This is a genomic window from Defluviitoga tunisiensis (assembly GCF_000953715.1).
GTDB lineage: Bacteria > Thermotogota > Thermotogae > Petrotogales > Petrotogaceae > Defluviitoga > Defluviitoga tunisiensis.
Map to the genome: position 1 here is coordinate 1,863,777 of NZ_LN824141.1, position 19,908 is coordinate 1,883,684.

Annotated in this window: 15 protein-coding genes and 3 rRNA genes; 12 read left to right on the top strand and 6 right to left on the bottom strand. The window is 36.5% G+C overall.

Annotated features, from left to right (window positions below; all coding sequences use genetic code 11):
• Positions 1-11 precede the first annotated feature (11 nt).
• The 12 genes from ruvA to rrf all read left to right on the top strand — a co-directional run bounded on the left by ruvA (position 12) and on the right by rrf (position 14,503).
• A complete protein-coding gene (gene ruvA, locus DTL3_RS08480) occupies positions 12-581 on the top strand; it encodes a Holliday junction branch migration protein RuvA (RefSeq protein WP_045088336.1) in 570 nt (189 codons plus the stop codon).
• A 27-nt stretch (positions 582-608) separates the two neighbouring features.
• On the top strand, positions 609-1,967 hold the full coding sequence (gene glmU / locus DTL3_RS08485; protein WP_045088337.1) for a bifunctional UDP-N-acetylglucosamine diphosphorylase/glucosamine-1-phosphate N-acetyltransferase GlmU: 1,359 nt from the start codon (positions 609-611) through the stop codon (positions 1,965-1,967).
• A gap of 2 nt (positions 1,968-1,969) precedes the next feature.
• Positions 1,970-2,920 carry a ribose-phosphate pyrophosphokinase gene (locus DTL3_RS08490; protein WP_045088338.1) on the top strand — a complete coding sequence of 317 codons (951 nt, stop codon included), beginning with the start codon at positions 1,970-1,972 and terminating at the stop codon, positions 2,918-2,920.
• Between the two features lie 131 nt (positions 2,921-3,051).
• Positions 3,052-3,732, top strand: coding sequence for a 50S ribosomal protein L25 (locus tag DTL3_RS08495; protein WP_045088339.1), 681 nt, complete (start codon positions 3,052-3,054; stop codon positions 3,730-3,732).
• 3 nt (positions 3,733-3,735) lie between these two features.
• Positions 3,736-4,326 (top strand): aminoacyl-tRNA hydrolase, encoded by a 591-nt coding sequence (gene pth / locus DTL3_RS08500; protein ID WP_045088340.1) that lies wholly within the window; start codon positions 3,736-3,738, stop codon positions 4,324-4,326.
• 15 nt (positions 4,327-4,341) lie between these two features.
• On the top strand, positions 4,342-5,757 hold the full coding sequence (locus tag DTL3_RS08505) for an Rne/Rng family ribonuclease (RefSeq protein WP_052670454.1): 1,416 nt from the start codon (positions 4,342-4,344) through the stop codon (positions 5,755-5,757).
• Between the two features lie 113 nt (positions 5,758-5,870).
• Positions 5,871-7,127: a hypothetical protein gene (locus DTL3_RS08510; protein WP_045088341.1), complete on the top strand. Its 1,257-nt coding sequence runs from the start codon at positions 5,871-5,873 to the stop codon at positions 7,125-7,127.
• A 207-nt stretch (positions 7,128-7,334) separates the two neighbouring features.
• On the top strand, positions 7,335-8,417 hold the full coding sequence (locus DTL3_RS08515) for an AAA family ATPase (protein WP_144403514.1): 1,083 nt from the start codon (positions 7,335-7,337) through the stop codon (positions 8,415-8,417).
• 1 nt (position 8,418) lies between these two features.
• Positions 8,419-9,603 carry a vWA domain-containing protein gene (locus tag DTL3_RS08520; RefSeq protein ID WP_045088342.1) on the top strand — a complete coding sequence of 395 codons (1,185 nt, stop codon included), beginning with the start codon at positions 8,419-8,421 and terminating at the stop codon, positions 9,601-9,603.
• 180 nt (positions 9,604-9,783) lie between these two features.
• A 16S ribosomal RNA gene (locus DTL3_RS08525) occupies positions 9,784-11,295 on the top strand.
• Between the two features lie 127 nt (positions 11,296-11,422).
• Positions 11,423-14,348 (top strand): 23S ribosomal RNA (locus DTL3_RS08530).
• 42 nt (positions 14,349-14,390) lie between these two features.
• A 5S ribosomal RNA gene (gene rrf, locus DTL3_RS08535) occupies positions 14,391-14,503 on the top strand.
• Together the 16S, 23S and 5S rRNA genes form the textbook arrangement of a ribosomal RNA operon.
• 129 nt (positions 14,504-14,632) lie before the next feature.
• Here the strand turns inward: rrf and DTL3_RS08540 are convergent.
• The 6 genes from DTL3_RS08540 to DTL3_RS08565 all read right to left on the bottom strand — a co-directional run bounded on the left by DTL3_RS08540 (position 14,633) and on the right by DTL3_RS08565 (position 19,902).
• Entirely contained in the window at positions 14,633-15,022 is a 390-nt protein-coding gene (locus DTL3_RS08540; protein WP_045088343.1) for a MerR family transcriptional regulator, read from the bottom strand.
• 31 nt (positions 15,023-15,053) lie between these two features.
• Positions 15,054-16,034, bottom strand: a complete 981-nt coding sequence (locus tag DTL3_RS08545; RefSeq protein WP_045088344.1) for an aldo/keto reductase — start codon at positions 16,032-16,034, stop codon at positions 15,054-15,056.
• 185 nt (positions 16,035-16,219) lie between these two features.
• The gene (locus DTL3_RS08550; protein ID WP_045088345.1) at positions 16,220-17,068 is read right to left on the bottom strand and encodes an aldo/keto reductase; all 849 of its coding nucleotides are present in this window, start codon (positions 17,066-17,068) and stop codon (positions 16,220-16,222) included.
• Positions 17,069-17,515: 447 nt separating this feature from the next.
• Positions 17,516-18,649, bottom strand: a complete 1,134-nt coding sequence (locus DTL3_RS08555) for an aldo/keto reductase (protein ID WP_045088346.1) — start codon at positions 18,647-18,649, stop codon at positions 17,516-17,518.
• A 153-nt stretch (positions 18,650-18,802) separates the two neighbouring features.
• Complete coding sequence (locus DTL3_RS08560; protein WP_052670455.1) at positions 18,803-19,291, bottom strand: flavodoxin; 489 nt, start codon at positions 19,289-19,291, stop codon at positions 18,803-18,805.
• 38 nt (positions 19,292-19,329) lie between these two features.
• Entirely contained in the window at positions 19,330-19,902 is a 573-nt protein-coding gene (locus DTL3_RS08565) for an ECF transporter S component (RefSeq protein WP_045088348.1), read from the bottom strand.
• Positions 19,903-19,908 lie beyond the last annotated feature (6 nt).

Sequence of the window (19,908 nt, forward strand, 5' to 3'; positions counted from 1 at the left end):
GGTAGGTTCTCATGATAAGAAAGATTAAGGCGATAATTGAAGATATTGAAGATGAAATTATACTTATAAGGATAGGGGATATAGTACTGGAAGCCTATCCATCTTTTAAGGTGTTACAAAATCACAACGTTGGCGATAAAGTGGATTTTTATGTATGTTTAGAAACAAATGAGTGGAACACATCAATGTATATATTTGAAGATAAGTTTGAAAGAGATGTTTTTGAAGCTTTGAAAAAAGTGTCTAAAATGGGGCCAAGAACATCTTCTAAGATTTTAAAAAAAGTCAGTGCTGAAATGCTTGTTGGTATGATCAATGCACAAGATATTAATGGACTTTCTGGATTACCAGGTGTGGGTAAAAAAACTGCAGAACGTATGATAGCTGAACTATCGGAAGCTTTTAACAATTTTGCACAATTTTCAACTGATTTATCTTCAACCAAAAATGTTAGAGATGCCCTTGAAGCTTTAGAAACATTGGGGTTTCAAAGGTATGAAGTTATGAAGATAATTAACGAATTAGACTTGAAAAATATGTCAACAGAAGATATAATTAAGAATTGTTTGGCAAAGTTGTGAATTTACTTATAAAGGTAGGGAAAGAAAGTGAGAGTTTTGATATTGGCAGCTGGTCAAGGAAAAAGAATGAATTCAAAAATTCCAAAAGTAGCTCACAAAATTCTCGATAAACCCATGGTTAATTGGGTGATTGAAGTGGCTCAAAAGGTTTCAGATGAAATTGCTATCGTATTGGGAACTGGTTTTGACATAGTTAAGCAATTGATTGATACTAACATAACTATATATGAACAAAAAGAACGATTGGGTACTGCACATGCTGTTATGTGTGCAAAAGATTTTTTGAAAAATGGGGATAATGTTTTAGTATTATATGGCGATGTACCTTTTATATCGTATAATACTTTAAATTTACTATACAATACTCACTTAGAACATAATAATGATGCCACTGTATTATCGGTTGTTCTAGATGATCCAACTGGTTATGGAAGAATCATAAAAGATTCAAAAAATCGTTTGATTAAAATAGTAGAGGATAAAGATGCTTCTGTTAATGAAAAAAATATAAAAGAAGTGAATACAGGAATAGCTATTTTCAAATCTGATAAATTGAAAGATTCTTTGAATAAGATTTCTCCCCAAAATGCACAAGGGGAATACTATTTAACTGATGTATTTTTATTTTTTGATAAAACTGAGGTTATTCAATTAGAAAATAATGTAGAAGTGCTTGGTATAAACGATAGAATTCAGCTTTTTGAAGTAGAAAGAAAGATAAGAATGGAAATAATGAAAAAGTTGATGTTAAATGGTGTTACCATTGTTGATCCTTATTCAACATATATATCCCCTGATGTAGAAATTGGTATGGATACTATAATTCAGCCTCAAACATTCATATACGGGAAAACAAAAATTGGTGAAAATTGTGACATTGGACCGTTAACTAGAATAAAAGACTGTATTATTGGAAATAATGTCAAAATATTGCGTTCAGAATGTGAGTTAAGTGAAATAAAAGACAATGTTAAAATAGGACCATTCTCTCGATTAAGAGAAGGAACATTCCTAGAAGAAAATGTTAAAGTTGGTAATTTTGTTGAGACAAAAAAAACTCATATATCTTCAAACAGTAAAGCTCAACATTTAACATATTTGGGAGATACTTATGTAGGTAAGAATGTAAATATTGGTGCAGGTACTATTACTTGCAACTATGATGGAAAAAATAAGTATCAAACTTATATTGACGATTATGCATTCATCGGTAGCAATACTTCTTTAGTTGCTCCTGTAAAAGTTGGTAAAAATTCATTGATAGGAGCAGGTTCTGTAATAACAAAGGATGTTCCTGAAGATTCATTGGCTTTAGGTAGGGCGCAACAGATTAATAAGCTTAATTGGGTAAAGGAAAAAAAGGAAAATAATTCGAAGGGAGAATAAAAATGTCAACAAATGAACAGCAATTCAAGATCTTTGCGGGTAATTCTAATCCTCCTTTAGCCAAGAAGATTGGTGAATATATGGGTACAAGGCTTGGCGACTGTGAGGTTTCAACCTTTGCAGACGGAGAAATTAATGTGCGGATAAATGAAACTGTAAGAGGTTTTGATGTTTATGTTATCCAATCCTTTTCTCCACCCGTAAACAACCATATCATGGAATTGCTTATTATGATTGATGCGTTAAAGAGAGCCTCAGCCGGTTCAATTTCTGTAATAATTCCTTACTATGGTTATGCTAGACAAGATAGAAAAGCTAGAGGTAGAGATCCAATAACTGCTAAACTAGTTGCTAATTTAATTACTGTTGCAGGTGCAACGAGGGTCGTTACGATTGATTTACACGCTGAGCAAATTCAAGGCTTTTTTGATATCCCTGTAGACAATCTTTGGAGCTATCCAATATTCACTAAATATTTTTTAGAAGAAATTAAAATTCCTTCAAGTAACACAGTTGTAGTCTCCCCTGATGTAGGTGGAGTTAAAAGAGCTAGAAAATTTGCAGAAAAACTTGGTTGCCCTTTAGCTATTTTAGATAAAAGAAGACCTAAAGATAACGTAGCAGAAATTATAAACCTTATTGGCGATGTTAAAGATGCAAATTGTATACTATTTGATGATATAATAGATACAGGCGGTTCTCTCCTGGCTGCATCAGAAGCATTAAATAAAGCTGGAGCAAAAAGCATAATTGCTTGTGCAACGCATGGAGTATTTTCTCAAAACGCCGTTGAAAATTTACAAAATTCAAGAATTGATAAAATTATCGTTACAGACACAATATATCATAAGCAATTGCCAGATAAATTTATTGAATTACCTTGTTCTTCTTTGCTAGGTGAAGCAATAGTGCGAATAAGGAAAAATTTATCTGTTAGTATACTATTTAGATGAATATTTTTGAATTTAAACATGGGTTAAGGGTAGTAACCTTAACTTGATACAAGATAACAAATTTAATTAAACTCTTATCATTTTAGAATTTATATAATAACTTTAAATTAGGTAATTTAGGAGGTTAAGATATGGCACATGCTTATACTTTAGAGGTACTTGAAAGAGATCCAAAATTAAAAGCCAACAAACACAGAAAGGAAAATCTAGTTCCGGCAGTAGTATATGGTCCTTCTATGAAAGAAAATAAGTGTATAAATATACGAACAAATGACGTAGAAAGACTTATTGAAAAGGCTACAGCTACTACATTAATTGAGTTAAATATAACTGGTGAAAGTTCTAATGAAAAACTTACTGTTTTCATTAAAACTATACAGAGACATAAAGTAACTGATAAGCCTATCCATCTAGATTTTTATTGTCCACAAGAAGGAAGAAAAATGAATATTAATATTCCTATTTCCTACTTAGGTGAACCAGCAGGAGTTGAACAAGGAGGTACGCTTAATATCTATTTACACGAAATTCCAGTAGAAATTTTACCTTCTGACATTATAGAAAGTCTTGAATTAGACATCTCAGATTTACAAATTGGAGATAACATCACTATCGAAGATATCAAAAAACTTCTTCCAGAAAGCGCTGAGATTCTTTTAGATGATGAAGAAGTTTTAGCAGGAGTCATTGAACCTAGAGAAATAGTAGAAGAAGAAGAGGTTGTGGAGGAAGAGGTTGAAGAAGGTGAAGCTCCAACAGAACCTGAAGTAATCAAAGAAAAAGCACCTACAGAAGCAAAGGAAGAAGAATAATCAATGAAGAATTTAGTAATAGGTTTGGGAAACCCAGGCCCGCGTTATGTTTTTACAAAGCATAACGTGGGTTTTTTAGCTTTAGATAGATATAAAGAGAAGAAAGAAAAATTTTATGATATTAAAAATATTTCCGGAAGAAATTTTGAAGGATTTAGTATCAACGGGAATTTATTTATTAAACCTCTTACTTATATGAATTTAAGTGGAGAGGTTTTACCTGCTGTATTTAAAAAGTATGGTAAAATTGAAGAAAATTTAATTGTTATTTATGATGATATTTGGCTCAACTTTGGTGAAATAAGAATAAGAAAAAATGGTTCTGATGGTGGACACAAAGGAATGAAATCACTAATCTCGGTGTTAAAAAGCACTGAATTTCCTAGAATTAGGATCGGTATTAATAAAAATTATGTTCATGGAAGTGGTGATTTAGCTAATTATGTTCTAGCTCCTTTTACAGAGGAAGAATTGTATGAACTGTATATTGTACTTGATGTAGTATGCCAAGCCATAGATTATATATTAGATGGTAAAATAGAAGAGGCAATGAATAAATTTAATGGAAAGAATTTTTTAGAAAATGGACAGTGAAAAGGAGTTCTATCAATGAATGAAGAAAAAATCATGGTTTTTAGTAAAATACTTGAAGAAATTAGAATAGCTATTTTAGAGAACAATAAGTTAACCGAAATTTTTTTCGAAGATTTTGAGACAGACACTAATACAGGTAAAATATTTGTAGGTAAAATTGAAAATGTAGTACCGGGTCTTGAAGCATTTTTTGTCAATATCGGAACGGGGAAAAATGGTTTTTTACGATTTAGAGATACTATTGGGAAAGCAGAAAAATATAAAGTTGGGGACAAAGTTATGGTCCAGGTAAAAAAAGATGGTAGCAGTCGTAAAGGTCCTCAATTATCTATGCATATAAGTATTCCAGGTAAATATTTAGTATATTTACCTTATTCAAACGATAATATAGGAATATCTAGAAAAATCACTCGTCAATACGAACGCCAAAGACTCAGGGATATTTCAAAGAAGATATTAAACAAGGGCGAAGGAATTATTTTTAGAACAAATTCTGAAGGAATGGAAGAGACTGAATTAGCACATGAATTAGATAATCTAAGAAATATATTTAAAAATATACTCGAAAAATATGAATCGTCAAATAAGCCTCAAATTTTGTTTGAAGAAACTGATTTTATGGAATATATATTAAGGGAAAGATTAGATTCAAATACAAAAAAAATCATTGTTGATAACAAACAAATTTATAGAAAATTAAGAAAACTTTTGAAAAATTTTAAATTTAAACCTTTACTAGAGTTAGTTAAAGGTGATTCGTTTAAAGAATATGGTATATATAATCAAATGAACGAGATCTTTAACAAGAAAGTCGATCTGGAAAATGGTGGAATTATAACCATTGATAGGGCAGAAGCTTTAACTGTTATCGATGTAGACTCGGCAAGTAACCTTGAAGGTAAAAATGTTGAAGAGACTTCTTATATAACAAATATAGAGGCCGCAAAGGAGATAGTTAGACAACTAAGATTGAGAAACATTGGAGGTATGATAATAGTAGATTTCATCGACATGAAAGATCCCTTGCATCGAAAAGAGGTCATCGAAGTAATAAAAGAGGAGGCTCAAAAAGATAAATCTAAATTAACTGTTGTAGGATTTACAAATTTAGGACTTTTAGAGCTGATTCGTAAACGTACTACACCTGCTTTAGACTCAGTCGTTTATTTTTCTTGCCCAGTTTGTCATGGAACAGGAAAGATAGTATCTCCATCTATAGTTTTTGGAAAATTACTAAAAGAGATTGAAACTTCTATAAAAGAGATAAAGAAGGATCAAATAAAAGCTATAGAAATTAATGCTTTTCATAATTTATCAGGATATTTAACTTCTTCACTCAAAGAAGACATGGAAAAGAAGTTAAATTTAAAGGTTGACTTTTTATTTAATTGGCATGATCCTAACTCATATAGCATTAAATATAAGGTATAATTTGAATCATACATCTGTGCTATCAATTAAGTACTTTAGAAATAAAGAATTTTCTAAAGATAGCATTTTGAAGTTATAATGGGTACGTGTTACAAATTATTAGGAGGAAATACATGAAAAGAAAAATCCCGTTTTATATTATAGTTGCTGGTCTGGGATTAACTTTTATTGTTAGTACAATTCTTTTATTTTCAAAAGAAGACATATCTATAGCTTATTTAACCACAAATTCCGAACATGAAAAAATCCCTTTCTTAGAATATATAACATCAGAAGAAAAGGCAAAATTGACAGAGAATGTTGGAGATTTTTACTTCCATCAAATTGATGAAAAGAATACAATCTTTAAAAAGATTAAAAAGATAGGTAGTAATCAATTTGTTCTGTTAGTAGAAATCAAAGACCAATACTATGTTTATTTTATTAACGATAATGGAGAAATTAAAAACAAAGTATTTATCGATAGCGGGAACGTTAAACTTAACGATCTAGTCATTAACAACGATAATTTTACTTTTGTGGGACAAAAAAATGGAAAACCCTATGTGTTAAATACCTCAAAAAGTGGTTCGATGAATTGGTCTAATATATTAAACTATCAAGGAATATTCAATACTATTAAAAGTACCTCAAATGGATATTTAGTCGCCGGACAAATCTCAGTAAATAACAATGTACAAGCTTATCTTTCTTTATTAAATCAAAAAGGAGATAGAATTTGGGAAAATACATTCGGAAGAGAAAATGAAGAAAAAATAGTCGATGTTATCGTTAATTCAAACAATATCATTGCTGTTGGTACTTCAAACTCAAATATTGAAAAACAATATAATCTGTTGTTTTTAGAATATAGTAAAGAAGGCTCTCTAATATTTTACGATGAATACGGTAATACCGTATATAACGAGTATCCCAAATCTGTAGCAAGTGACAATCAAGGAAACATATATATAGGAGGATATGCTTCTTCCTTAAATGAAAAAGAATGGAAAAGTTTCTTTATGAAGGTATCAAATTCAATCAAAAATAATAACCTTTTAGATGTCGAATTTTTTGAAATCTTATCTATAAAGCCATTATCAAGAATTGAAGAACTAAAAGTTGTTGATAATACAGTTGTTATTGCTGGGGTATGTGTAGAACAATGGCCTAATTACGATGTGTTTCTTGAAGTCACTAACTTAAATGGTATTGTACTTGAACAAAAAATATACGGTAGAGAAGATCAGGAATTAGTATATTCTTTTGAAATCTCAGATGAAGGGGAGATTATCGGTGTTGGTCAGATAAATAACTCAGAAAATGAAATCTATCCATTATTATTCAAAACAGATTCAAATTATAGAATTCCAGGTTTAGAAAAACCTTGATTGAATATTTAAGTGAGCTATTATTTCAAGTTAAAAATTAAACTTTGAAGTTATAATGGGTTTAGGGCGAAGCCCTCTTCCCCAACGTACAAGTTACCAAAAACTTTAAGCCCTATTTTGTAAAAATCCATTCTAAAACATCTATATAATGAGAATTTCGTAAATTCTAAAGTGAGTAAGTAGAGAAAAAATAGGAGGTAGTTATTATTGAAACCATCTACTGTAAAATATCTTTCAAAAAAAATAATGGAAGCCGGTGAAATTCCATTAATTTGGGGACATTTTGGCGTTGGAAAAACAGATATAGCTCGAGAAATAGCCTCAGAAACTGGCAGAGAATTAATAATATTAATAATTTCTCAAATGGAACCAGGAGATTTAATAGGTTTACCCGCTCGTGGATCTGATAGGACAGTTTTTTTAAAACCTGATTGGTGGCCAGATGAAGACAACGTATTAATAATGATAGATGAAGTTAACCGTGCACATAGATCCATTCGAAATGCTATTATGCAGCTTCTTATTGATAAAAGAATTCATAATCATGTTCTTCCTGAAGGTGCCTGGATTATGGGAGCTGCTAATCCTCCTGATGAAGAATATGACCAAGTTGATTTGATAACAGATCCTGCATTTATGTCAAGATTTTTCCATTTAGAACTTTCTCCTGATGTTGATGATTGGGTTGAGTGGTCTACTAGCAATAATGTATCACCTGAAATCGTTTCTTTCATTAAAGAATATCCTGAATACCTTTCTTCTGATACAATTGTATCTATGAGATTAAATCTTAGACCTAGTCCAAGAAGCTGGTATAAATTAGCTAATGTTTTATCTTTGATGTCGGAAGAAGACATTAAAAACTACGGTTATGTTGTATCCGCAGCAATAGTTGGTTCTGAAGCTGCTAGAACTTTTCTATCATTTCTTGAAAATAAAGTTCAACTACCTGATCCAAAGGAATTATTGTATGAAGGAAAAAATCTAGATAAGATTTCAAAACTTTCAAATGAAGAGAAAATTACACTTATATTTAGAATTAACAATTTTTTCGAATCACTTCAAGAAGAGGATATGATTGCTATTTTGAATGATCAAGATCAAAAAACAATCGCTGATAATTTAAAAAAACTGAGCGATTTAGTACCAAAAGATGCTCTATTTTCTGTATTGAGATTTCTAAATGAAATGATTGAAAAAAACAAGGGGTTAAAAAGAGCTTTTTACGACAAATTACTTGAAGAAATTGCTATAACCCTTGGTGATTCATCTTGGATGGAAGGCATTTAAAATGGAAGATATACTTCAAAAAGCGTGGATTGAATTAGAGAAAGAAAGTTTATTTTTTTCTTATCTAAGAATGAATTTTGATAATGTTCCTACAAAAGCTGTTAGAACCATCAAAGTTTCAATAACTTCTCAAGCTAAGTTCAGAATTATGTACAATCCTAAACGGTTGCAAAATCTTGGGCTAACATTAATAAAAGGCCTTTTAAAACATGAAATTTACCATATTATTCACGGTCATATTTTTATTAAACCAAAAAACAAAAGGGAAAAAGGAATATGGGATTTAGCAATGGATGCTGCAATAAATCAATATATTAGAGAACTTGACGCTTTCGCAGAACCATTAGATGTAATGGTAGCTGAAGGTCATGCCCCGGATAATGAATTCTTTTTTGTAACTGCTCCTATGAATTTATTAAATAAAACAGCTGAAGAATATTATAAGTATATCTTAGATTTTTTAGAAGAAAAAAAGATGGTTGACTTAGAAGAAATAATTGAGAAGAGGGAACAAAATACTGACTCTCATGATTTTTCTTCAGAAATTCCGGAAGAAATGGCTTTTGATATAGTAAGCGAATTTGTAACTCAAGCATACGATAAATCAAAAGAAAATCTTCCAGATGGGGTCGAAATGGCTGTTTCTTTGATGGTAAAAAAACCGTATTTAAATTGGAAAACCCTATTGAGAAGATTTTTTGGTAGTTCTATTGTTGTAGAGAAATATAGAAGTTTGCTAAAACCAAATAGAAGATATGAAGATCAACCTGGATGGGTCACAGAATTAGGACCTAATGTTGCTATAATACTGGATACATCTGGATCGATTATAGAAGAAGAATACAATTCTTTTTTTAATGAAATAGAATCTATCACAAAAAATCTTGGTGGAAAAGTTACCTTAGTTCAAGCAGACAGTCAAATTCAAAACGTTATGACATATCACAAAGGAAAATGGGAAGAAATTATTTTGAAAGGGAAAGGTTCAACAGACTTACAACCAGCTGTAGATTATGTTGAAGAAAATATAAGGCCAGAAGGCATTATCGTATTTACAGATGGATGGTTAGAAGTCCCAAATGTTCAAAGACGCGTGCTTTTTGTATTATCTAAAAAGTATAACCCTGATTTTTTTACTCAAGCTACTGAATATTATGGGAAAAACAACGTTGTTATCTTAAATTAACCTTTTGCCTTCTTATTTAATGTTGACAAATTATCTTAATTGTGATACCATATAATACGTCAAAGAAATAATTATTGAAAAAATATATAAACTATAATTAATGTGGTAAGGCCGCATATTAGATTTTTGCGGAAAAAAAGTAGAGATCATTGAAAAGTAGATAGAGGGAAAAGAAGAGTTAGGATGAAGGGTTTGATCCTGGCTCAGGGTTAACGCTGGCGGCGTGCCTAACACATGCAAGTCGAACGGTTCTAAGCGCGAGCTTAGGATAGTGGCGAACGGGTGAGTAAAAGGTAGGAATCTACCCCTTGGACGGAGATAGCTACTGGAAACGGTAGGTAAACTTCGATAAGCCCGAGAGGGGAAAGTGGTGAGACAGCCGAGGGATGAGCCTACTCTCCATCAGGTAGTTGGTGAGATAAAAGCTTACCAAGCCGATGACGGATAACCGGTGTGAGAGCATGAACGGTCACAAGGGCACTGAGAGACGGGCCCTACTCCTACGGGAGGCAGCAGTGGGGAATCTTGGACAATGGGCGAAAGCCTGATCCAGCGACGCCGCGTGGAGGAAGAAGTCCTTCGGGATGTAAACTTCTGAACTAGCCGAATAAAAGGCCTGTGGACACACAGGAGAAGAAAGTAGGCTAGGAAAAGTCCCGGCTAACTACGTGCCAGCAGCCGCGGTAAGACGTAGGGGGCAAGCGTTACCCGGAATTACTGGGCGTAAAGGGGGCGTAGGCGGTAAAAGAAGTCATCTGTGAAAACCTATTGCTCAACGATAGGCTAGCGGATGAAACTGAATTACTTGAGGGCACCAGAGGTAGACGGAATTACCCGAGTAGGGGTGAAATCCGCAGATACGGGTAGGAACGCCGGTGGAGAAGTCGGTCTACTGGGGTGCACCAGACGCTGAGGCCCGAAAGCTAGGGGAGCAAACCGGATTAGATACCCGGGTAGTCCTAGCCGTAAACGATGCTCACTAGGTGTAGGGAGTGATAAACTCTCTGTGCTGAAGCGAACGCGCTAAGTGAGCCGCCTGGGGAGTACGTCCGCAAGGATGAAACTCAAAGGAATTGACGGGGGTCCGCACAAGCGGTGGAGCATGTGGTTTAATTCGATGGTAACCGAAGAACCTTACCAGGGATTGACATGTAACTGAAGGTAGAGAAATCTACTGGCCTGCTGCAAAGCGGGAGGTTACACAGGTGGTGCACGGCCGTCGTCAGCTCGTGCCGTGAGGTGTTGGGTTAAGTCCCGCAACGAGCGCAACCCCTACGATTAGTTACTAACGCGGAAAGGCGAGGACTCTAATCGGACTGCCGCCGACGAGGCGGAGGAAGGAGGGGATGACGTCAGGTAAGCGTGCCCCTTATACTCTGGGCGACACACGTGCTACAATGGAGGGGACAAAGGGAAGCGAAGCCGAGAGGTGGAGCGGATCCTAAAAAAACTCTCCGAAATACGGATTGTAGGCTGCAACCCGCCTACATGAAGTCGGAATCGCTAGTAATCGCAGGTCAGCCAAACTGCGGTGAATACGTTCCCGGGCCTTGTACACACCGCCCGTCACGCCACCCGAGTTGGGAACACCTGAAGGCAGTACGGGAGGTACTGTTGAAGGTGGGCTTGGCGAGGGGGGCGAAGTCGTAACAAGGTAGGTGTACCGGAAGGTGCGCCTGGATCACCTCCTTTCTAAGGAGATATATACACAAATAAAAATAATTTTTGTTTAACTCCCTCTATCTACTTTTGAGTGATTTATCTTTGTTCATTAAAACGCAGAATAAAAACGATTGTTCATTGACAAGTGCATAGGTTAGTCCAAAGTAATAAGGGCATACGGTGGATGCCTAGCCAGCTAGAGGCGAAGAAGGACGTGGCCAGCTGCGAAAAGCTGCGGGGAGCTGCAAGCGAGCAAAGATCCGCAGATATCCGAATGGGGAAACCTGCCGAAAGGCATCCTGAAAAGGAAGCGAAACTGGGGAAGGGAAACATCTTAGTACCCAGGCGAAAAGAAATCAAACGAGATTCCCTAAGTAGTGGCGAGCGAAAGGGGAAGAGCCCAAACACATACGATGGAAAAGCGGACAGGCGTTGTCGTATGTGGGTAGAGGGATCCAGCTACCCGACTGTCCGATAGGGGGCTGAGGAAATAAGGTAAGTGGAAAGGATTGGGAAATCCTACCGAAGAGGGTGAAAGTCCCGTACACGTAAACTTATGACACAGCTGCTGGAATCCCAAGTAGCGTGGGACACGAGAAATCCCGCGTGAATCCGGGTGGACCTCCATCCAAGGCTAAATACTCTAGCAGAGCGATAGAGGATAAGTACCGTGAGGGAAAGGTGAAAAGCACCCCGGGAGGGGAGTGAAAGAGAACCTGAAACCGTATGCCTACAGGAAGCGGGAGCGGAAGTGACCGCGTTCCTTTTGATTAATGAGCCTGCGAGTTATGTTTAATGGCGAGGTTAAGCCGGAGAAGGTGAAGCCGCAGGGAAACCGAGTATGAATAGTGCGAAAGTCATTAGACATAGACCCGAAGCCAGGTGAGCTACCCATGCGCAGGGTGAAGCTTGGGTAAAACCAAGTGGAGGCCCGAACTGGTGGATAGTGAAAAATTCTCAGATGACGTGTGGGTAGGAGTGAAAAGCTAAACGAACCTGGAGATAGCTGGTTCTCCCCGAAACGTGTGTAGGCACGGCCTCTGTAGAAGAAAGTTAAGGAGGTAGAGCACTGGATGGCGTAGGGGGGTGACCTCTGAAACCAACCAAACTCCGAATGCCTTAACTGGATGACAGGGAGAAAGACTGTGGGGTATAAGCTTCATGGTCGAGAGGGAAAAAGCCCAGACCGACAGCTAAGGTTCCGAAGAAGTGGCTAAGTGGGAAAGGAAGTGGACCTCTTGAGACAGTCGGGAGGTTGGCTTAGAAGCAGCCAACCTTTAAAGAGTGCGTAACAGCTCACCGATAGAAGGGGACTGCGCCGAAAATGAAACGGAGCTAAAGCCACACACCGAAGCTACGGTATAACCGAAAGGTTATAGGTAGGGGAGCGTTGTGCGATAGGGAGAAGGGTGATTGAGAAGTCATCTGGACGAAGCACAAGAGAGAATGCAGGCATGAGTAACGAGATGGGAGTGAGAATCTCCCACCCCTAAAGTCTAAGGGTACCTGGGGAAGGGTCGTCCGCCCAGGGTAAGCCGGGACCTAAGGTGAACTCGAAAGAGGTAACCGATGGACAACGGGTAAAGAATCCCGTGCCTGTATATAACGAGTTACAAGGGGTGACACAGGAGGTGAAGCTGCCGAGATTAAGTTGCAAGTCTTCCAAGCGACGATGCCTGAGAAGCCGGTAGGGAAAACCGCCGGTGGAGGAGGAGTCGTGATGGGGAGGCCGTAAGGCCAACGGTGGCTAATCAAACTGTCGAGAAAAGCCTCGTGTAGCGTATGAGTTATATACAGCCCGTTCTGCAAACCGACACAGGTAGACTGGCTTAGAAGGCTAAGGGGAGCGGAATAACCTTCGTTAAGGAACTAGGCAAAAAGGCCCCGTAACTTCGGGAGAAGGGGTGGACTGTGCTGGTGGAAACGCTGGTACAGAGCCGCAGTGACAAGTCCCTAGCGACTGTTTACCAAAAACACAGGTCTCTGCGAACACGGAAGTGGACGTATAGGGACTGACGCCTGCCCAGTGCCGGAAGGTTAAGGGGAGGGGTGAAAGCTCCGAACTGAAGCCCCGGTAAACGGCGGCCGTAACTATAACGGTCCTAAGGTAGCGAAATTCCTTGTCGGGTAAGTTCCGACCTGCATGAATGGCGTAACGACTGGGGAGCTGTCTTAACGAAGGATCCGGTGAAATTACAGTCTCGGTGAAGATGCCGAGGACCCGCAGCTAGACGGAAAGACCCCGTGGAGTTTTACTGTAACCTGACATTGTAATCTATCGCTGTATGTACAGGATAGGCGGGAGGCTGAGAACCCTGGTCGCCAGGCTAGGGGGAGCCGGCAGTGGGATACCGCCCTTACAGTGGTGGGTTACTAACGGAGTAAAGTGAAGAGCTTGATCCGGACAGTGTTAGGCGGGCAGTTTAACTGGGGCGGTTGCCTCCTAAAAGGTAACGGAGGTGCTCGAAGGTAGGCTCAAGTGGGTTGGTAATCCACTGAAGAGTGCAAAGGCAAAAGCCTGCCTGACTGAGAGACTGACAGGTCGAACAGGAGGGAAACCTGGACTTAGTGACCCGGCGGTTCTGAGAGGAAGGGCCGTCGATCAACGGATAAAAGTTACCCCGGGGATAACAGGCTAATCACGCCCGAGAGTTCACATCGACGGCGTGGATTGGCACCTCGATGTCGGCTCATCGCAACCTGGGGCTGAAGTCGGTCCCAAGGGTTGGGCTGTTCGCCCATTAAAGCGGTACGTGAGCTGGGTTCAGAACGTCGTAAGACAGTTCGGTCCCTATCTGCTGCGGGCGCAGGAAGCTTGAAGGGGGTTGCTCCTAGTACGAGAGGACCGGAGTGAGTATGTCACTGGTGAATCAGCTGTCATGCAAGTGGCAAAAGCTGAGTAGCCAACACATATAACCGATAACCGCTGAAAGCATCTAAGCGGGAAACGGGCCCTAAGAAGAGGCTTCCCACTCTTGAAAAAGAGGTAAGGGCAGTTCGAGAAGAGGACATAGATAGGCCGCAAGTGTAAGTGTCGAGAGGCATTGAGCTGAGCGGTACTAATAGCCCGAGGCTTTGGACGGAACCTATGCACTTATGAGTGAACAAAAATGAAAAGAATAATGGGGGGTGAAGATAACGGTACGGGACACACCCAGCTCCATTCCGAACCTGACGGTTAAGCCGTATCGTGCCGATGGTAGTACGGTAAAACGTGCGAGAGTAGGTATTGCCCCCCTTTCAATTTTAGATATGCGATGTTGAACGTAACTTTTTTCATACCATATTTCCCCATATGTCCCACCCCTTTAAATAGAAATACCGCGTTTTCATAACGCGGTATTTTTTTTTGATATTTCGTTCGTTTTTATGAAAAAAGCATATCTCTTAGTGTTTCTTCTCTTTTTAATATTTTTTCTTCATATTTTGCTATTTTAAAATCTAACCTTTCTAGCGTTTTTTGCATATTTTGAATTTTTTTGTTAAGTATTTCCCGCTCTTTCACCAATAATTCTTTTCTTTCTTCAATTGTATCATCACCTTGCTGAAATAATTGAACATATTTTATAAGTGTTTTAATAGGAAGCCCAGCATTTTTCATACATAATATGAATTCTATCCAATTACAATCTTCTTCTGTGTATTCTCGTATTCCACTACTATTACGATTCACAGGAGGAATTAAACCTATTTTTTCATAATATCTAAGAGTGTCAGAAGAAATATTAAATTTTTCGCTAACTTCAGAAATTTTCATAGTTATCATCTCCATATCTTATCTTTTAAGATTAAATAGGACCAACAATTGGATGTGGTACATAGGGTTCTTCTAAGTATGTAATTTCATCAGGAGTTAATTTAACTGCTATAGCTCCTACAGCATCTTCTAAATGAGTTATTTTGGTAGCTCCAACAATAGGTGCGTTCACTGGACCTTTGTGTAATAACCACGCTAATGAAATTTGTGCTCTTGAAACTCCATGTTTATTTGCAAGTTCTGCTACTCTATCTACAATAGCTTTGTCAGCATCTTTAGTTGAGTCATATTTTGATTTAGCAACTTCATCAGTTTGAAGGCGATAAGTAGTTTCAGACCAATCTCTTGCCAATCTGCCTGCTGCTAAAGGGCTATATGGAGTAAGACCAATTTTTTGATCTTTACATAAAGGAATTAATTCTCTTTCATCCTCTCTATATATAAGGTTGTAATGGTTTTGCATGGAAACAAATTTTGTCCATCCGTGTTTTTCTGCTGTATATAATGCTTTTTGGAATTGCCATGCATACATAGCAGAGGCACCTATATATCTAGCCTTTCCTGCTTTTACAACATCGTTTAATGCATCCATTGTTTCTTCTATTGGAGTATTATAATCCCATCGATGAATAATGTATAGATCAACATAATCTGTACCAAGCCTTTTTAAACTATTATCAATCTCATTCATAATAACCTTTCGTGAAAGCCCAGCTCCATTAGGTCCATCTCGCATTCTTGAAAATACCTTTGTGGCAATGACAATTTCATCACGTTTTGCATAGTCTTTTAAAGCTTTTCCAAGAATTTCTTCGCTTCTTCCAAGAGAATATACGTTTGCTGTGTCAAAAAAGTTGATACCTAATTCAAGGGCTCTTTTGATAATTGGTCTACTATTTTCTTCATTTAGAACCCATTTGTGCGTCCATATTTCCGAATCACCAAAGCTCATACAACCAAGACAAATTCTTGAAACTTCTAATCCTGAGTTACCAAGTTTAACGTATTCCATTGTAATTCCTCCTCGTATGTACTTCTATTTTTATTTTCTTCTTTTTAATCTGATTTTTATCTATGTTTTAAAACTTATTTTTCAAACAAAACTTTTCTTCTCTATTTGTTATTAACTATGTGTTTGTTTGCTGTATTTGGTACCTAGACAAAAGGGGAAGATTTCACACTGTTACCCTAAAATTATTATTTTTGTTTTGCCAGACTTATTAAATATTCAACAGCTTGAGGATCATAATGACTGAAGAAGAGACTTTTACCTTCGTCAAGAGCAGTAATTGCGTTCATATCTTCATCACTAAGAACAAAATCGAACACATTAAAATTTTCGATCATGCGCTCTTTATGTGTTGTTTTTGGAATCACAACTACATCATTTTGAATAAGAAAACGTAGAATAACTTGAGCAATCGACTTACCGTATTTTTCTCCAATAGATTTGAGGATTGAATTAGTAAAAATACCTTTGCGACCTTCTGCAAATGGTGCCCAAGATTCATGTTGTACTCCATATTTTTTCATAATTTCCTGTGCAAGTTTTTGCTGATGAAAAGGATGTGTTTCTATCTGGTTTACAGCAGGTGTCACTTCTTGAAAGTGACATAAATCAATCAAACGGTCGGGATAGAAGTTACTAACGCCAATAGCACGAACCTTTCCGTCTTTATAAGCCTCTGTCATAGCTCGATAAGCGCCATAATAATCATTGAATGGTTGATGAATCAATAATAGATCGATATAGTCTGTTTTTAATTTTTTTAACGACTCAAAAATAGATGCTTTGGCTTTTTCGTAACCAGCGTTCGAGATCCAAATTTTAGTGGTTATAAACAGTTCTGAACGTGGAATCCCTGATTTTTCAATTGCATTACCAACAGCTTCTTCATTATGGTAAGACTGTGCGGTATCAATATGGCGGTATCCTACTGAAATGGCATCGAGTACACACCTCTCACATTCTTTTGGATCTATTTGATAAACACCATACCCGAGTATAGGCATTTCAACACCATTATTTAAAGTTACTTTTTGCATATTTAATCCCTCCTAATCAAAATAATTTTACCCACTTTAGAAATTCTAAAACACAGATTCTATAAATGTTTTGAATTTTAGTTTCTCCAAAAATACCTCCCCACTTCTAATTCTCACTAATTCTTATTTTTTTAACTTTTTCGGTATTTGTACCGAAGGAAGGAAAGAGAGCTGCGCCCTAGACCCGTTATAAATTCAAAAACAATAATAAAAAATTCTTTTGGTACTTGTACCAAAGGAGAGGGAGAGGCTCCGCCCTTGACCCGTTATAAATTCAAAAACAATAATAAAAAATTCTTTTGGTATTTGTACCAAAGGAGGGGGAGAGGGCTCCGCCCTAGACCCATTTTAAATTCAAAATTCCATTTTTAGAAAATTCTCATTTCTAAAGTCACTAAAAATAATTTTTTAGTTTATGAAAAATGATTAATCTAACGTATCTATTTTTCATCGACCAATTTTTTTTGCAAAATTTGCTAATATTTCAGAAATGTTGATTTGCTGAGGGCACACGCTTTCGCAGCTTTTACAACTGATACAAGCGCTTGGACGTTTTTCAGGAGGAAGAGCCATCAGCGCAGTTGGAGTATCAAAACCATCTTTTGTAAAAGAATATTCGTTATATAACTCAATTAGATATGGGATATCTAATTCTTGTGGACACTGTTCTATGCAGTAACGACACTTAGTACATGGAACCCCATTTATTCCGATTATTTCCTTTGAAATATTCAAAAGTGTTGCTAATTCTTCTTCGTTAAGCGGTCTATTTTTTTCAAAAATTTTTATGTTTTCTTCTAATTGTTGTAAGTTTGACATTCCTGAAAGCACCATATTAACTTCTGGGATTGATTGAAGAAAACGAAATGCCCAGGCAACGACAGACTCATTAGGACGCAACTTTTTTAGTTTTTCAGTGTGATCTTTTGATAAGCTTACAAGCTCTCCTCCACGTAAAGGTTCCATCACCCAGATAGGGATTGAATACTCTTTAAACAATTCAACTTTAGATTTTGCATCCTGAAAAAACCAATCAAAGTAATTAAGCTGTATTTGAGCAAATTCCATACTATCTCCATATGATTCTAAAAAACGTTTTACTGTAGAATAACTGCCATGAGTGGAAAAACCAAGATGATGAATTCTCCCCTCATTTTTTTGTTTCATAAGATACTTAAAAACACCATACTTTTCATCTAAATAAGCATCTATATTCATCTCACATACATTATGAAATAAATAAAAATCAAAATATTCTACATTACATTTTTTTAACTGTGTTTCGAAAATCTCTTCAACTTTTGTCATATTTGACAAATCGTAACCAGGAAATTTAGTGGCTAGGTAGTATCTTTCTCTAGGGTATTGACTTAAGATTTTACCCATTATAATTTCTGAATTTCCATCATGGTATCCCCATGCAGTATCAAAGTAATTTATTCCTTTTGAAATTGCATAATCAATCATTTCTAGAGTTTTCTTTTCATCAATCCTGCTATAATTTCCATTAATAATAGGTAGACGCATTGCACCAAAACCAAGGGCCGACAACTTTTTGTCTTTAAATTCTTTGTAGATCATCTTTTCCTCCTTTTTCATAATTATAAATTCAGAAACTTAATAAACTATTATTTTATTTGAACTTTTGATACTTTGTACTAACACAGAGGGCTTCCCCTTAGTCTCAATATAAAATCAATAATAAGTATAATTTTATATCAATCTGGGTGCAGTTTATTGGATATTTTCTTCTAACCATTTTTTGATTTTGGAATCAAGATCCAAACCACCAGAATAGTGAATAGCTAGTCCACTACCAACTCTTGCATTAGGAACAAGTTTAGTTATATCAGATACACTTCTGCCTAATCCACCACCTCCGTGACTGCAGAATGGCAAGATAGTTTTTCCAGAAAAATCATATTCTTCAAGAAAAGAAACAATAGGCATGGGGATTGTTCCCCACCAATTTGGATAGCCAAGTATAATAATATTGTATTCCTCCATATTTTCTACATGTGTAACAAGTTTAGGCCTTACTCGATCTTTTTGTTCTCTTTTTGCTTCTTTTAGAACTGTCTGGTAGTTACTAGAATAAGGTTTAGCACATTTTATCTCAAAAAGGTCTCCTTTAATTTGAGCTTGAATTTTTTGAGCTATTATTTTGGTGTTTCCATCCCAAGAAAAATATGCAATCAAAATCTTTTTATTTTCTTCTTCCACAATTTTCACCTTCCTGTCTTTTTATACAATTACAGGCTTTAATTTTCTGAACCTTCCACCTCAGATTTAACTTTTTTGGAAAATTGAATCATTTTGGTTCGGTCAAGTATTACCATAATAGAAGGAATAAGGACTAGCTGCAGGATAATTCCAGGTATAGCATTTAAAAATGCTCCCGCTATAAACATCTTCCATGTAAAAATGTTTCCTCTTATTCCTAAAATTACCATCATAACGAGACCCCAAACTATTCTTCCAGATATCATAGCACCTATCATAGAACGATAAACAGAAGCTACAGATTTTTTATTAGATCTTTGGTATAAAAATCCAATCACTACTCCATAAGTAGCAAGTTCAAACGCCATAGCAATAGCCGTTGGAAACATAGGAGGCATCCCAAAAATAACCGAACGAAGAGGTGGCAGAATAAAGCCTATAAATAATCCATATTTCCATCCGCAAATTAATCCACACAAAAGAACAGGGATATGCATAGGAAGTAACATAGTACCTATTTGTTGAATCTGACCTGTTAAAAATGGTAAAATAAGTCCTAAAGCAATAAACACAGCAGATAAATTAAAATTTATAAGTTCTTTTCTTTTCACGTTAAT

Coding starts and splice junctions, on each gene's coding strand:
- ruvA (WP_045088336.1), top strand. CDS start 12: ATGATAAGAAAGATTAAGGCGATAATTGAAGATATTGAAGATGAAATT.
- DTL3_RS08490 (WP_045088338.1), top strand. CDS start 1,970: ATGTCAACAAATGAACAGCAATTCAAGATCTTTGCGGGTAATTCTAAT.
- DTL3_RS08495 (WP_045088339.1), top strand. CDS start 3,052: ATGGCACATGCTTATACTTTAGAGGTACTTGAAAGAGATCCAAAATTA.
- pth (WP_045088340.1), top strand. CDS start 3,736: ATGAAGAATTTAGTAATAGGTTTGGGAAACCCAGGCCCGCGTTATGTT.
- DTL3_RS08505 (WP_052670454.1), top strand. CDS start 4,342: ATGAATGAAGAAAAAATCATGGTTTTTAGTAAAATACTTGAAGAAATT.
- DTL3_RS08510 (WP_045088341.1), top strand. CDS start 5,871: ATGAAAAGAAAAATCCCGTTTTATATTATAGTTGCTGGTCTGGGATTA.
- DTL3_RS08520 (WP_045088342.1), top strand. CDS start 8,419: ATGGAAGATATACTTCAAAAAGCGTGGATTGAATTAGAGAAAGAAAGT.
- DTL3_RS08540 (WP_045088343.1), bottom strand. CDS start 15,022: ATGAAAATTTCTGAAGTTAGCGAAAAATTTAATATTTCTTCTGACACT.
- DTL3_RS08545 (WP_045088344.1), bottom strand. CDS start 16,034: ATGGAATACGTTAAACTTGGTAACTCAGGATTAGAAGTTTCAAGAATT.
- DTL3_RS08550 (WP_045088345.1), bottom strand. CDS start 17,068: ATGCAAAAAGTAACTTTAAATAATGGTGTTGAAATGCCTATACTCGGG.
- DTL3_RS08555 (WP_045088346.1), bottom strand. CDS start 18,649: ATGATCTACAAAGAATTTAAAGACAAAAAGTTGTCGGCCCTTGGTTTT.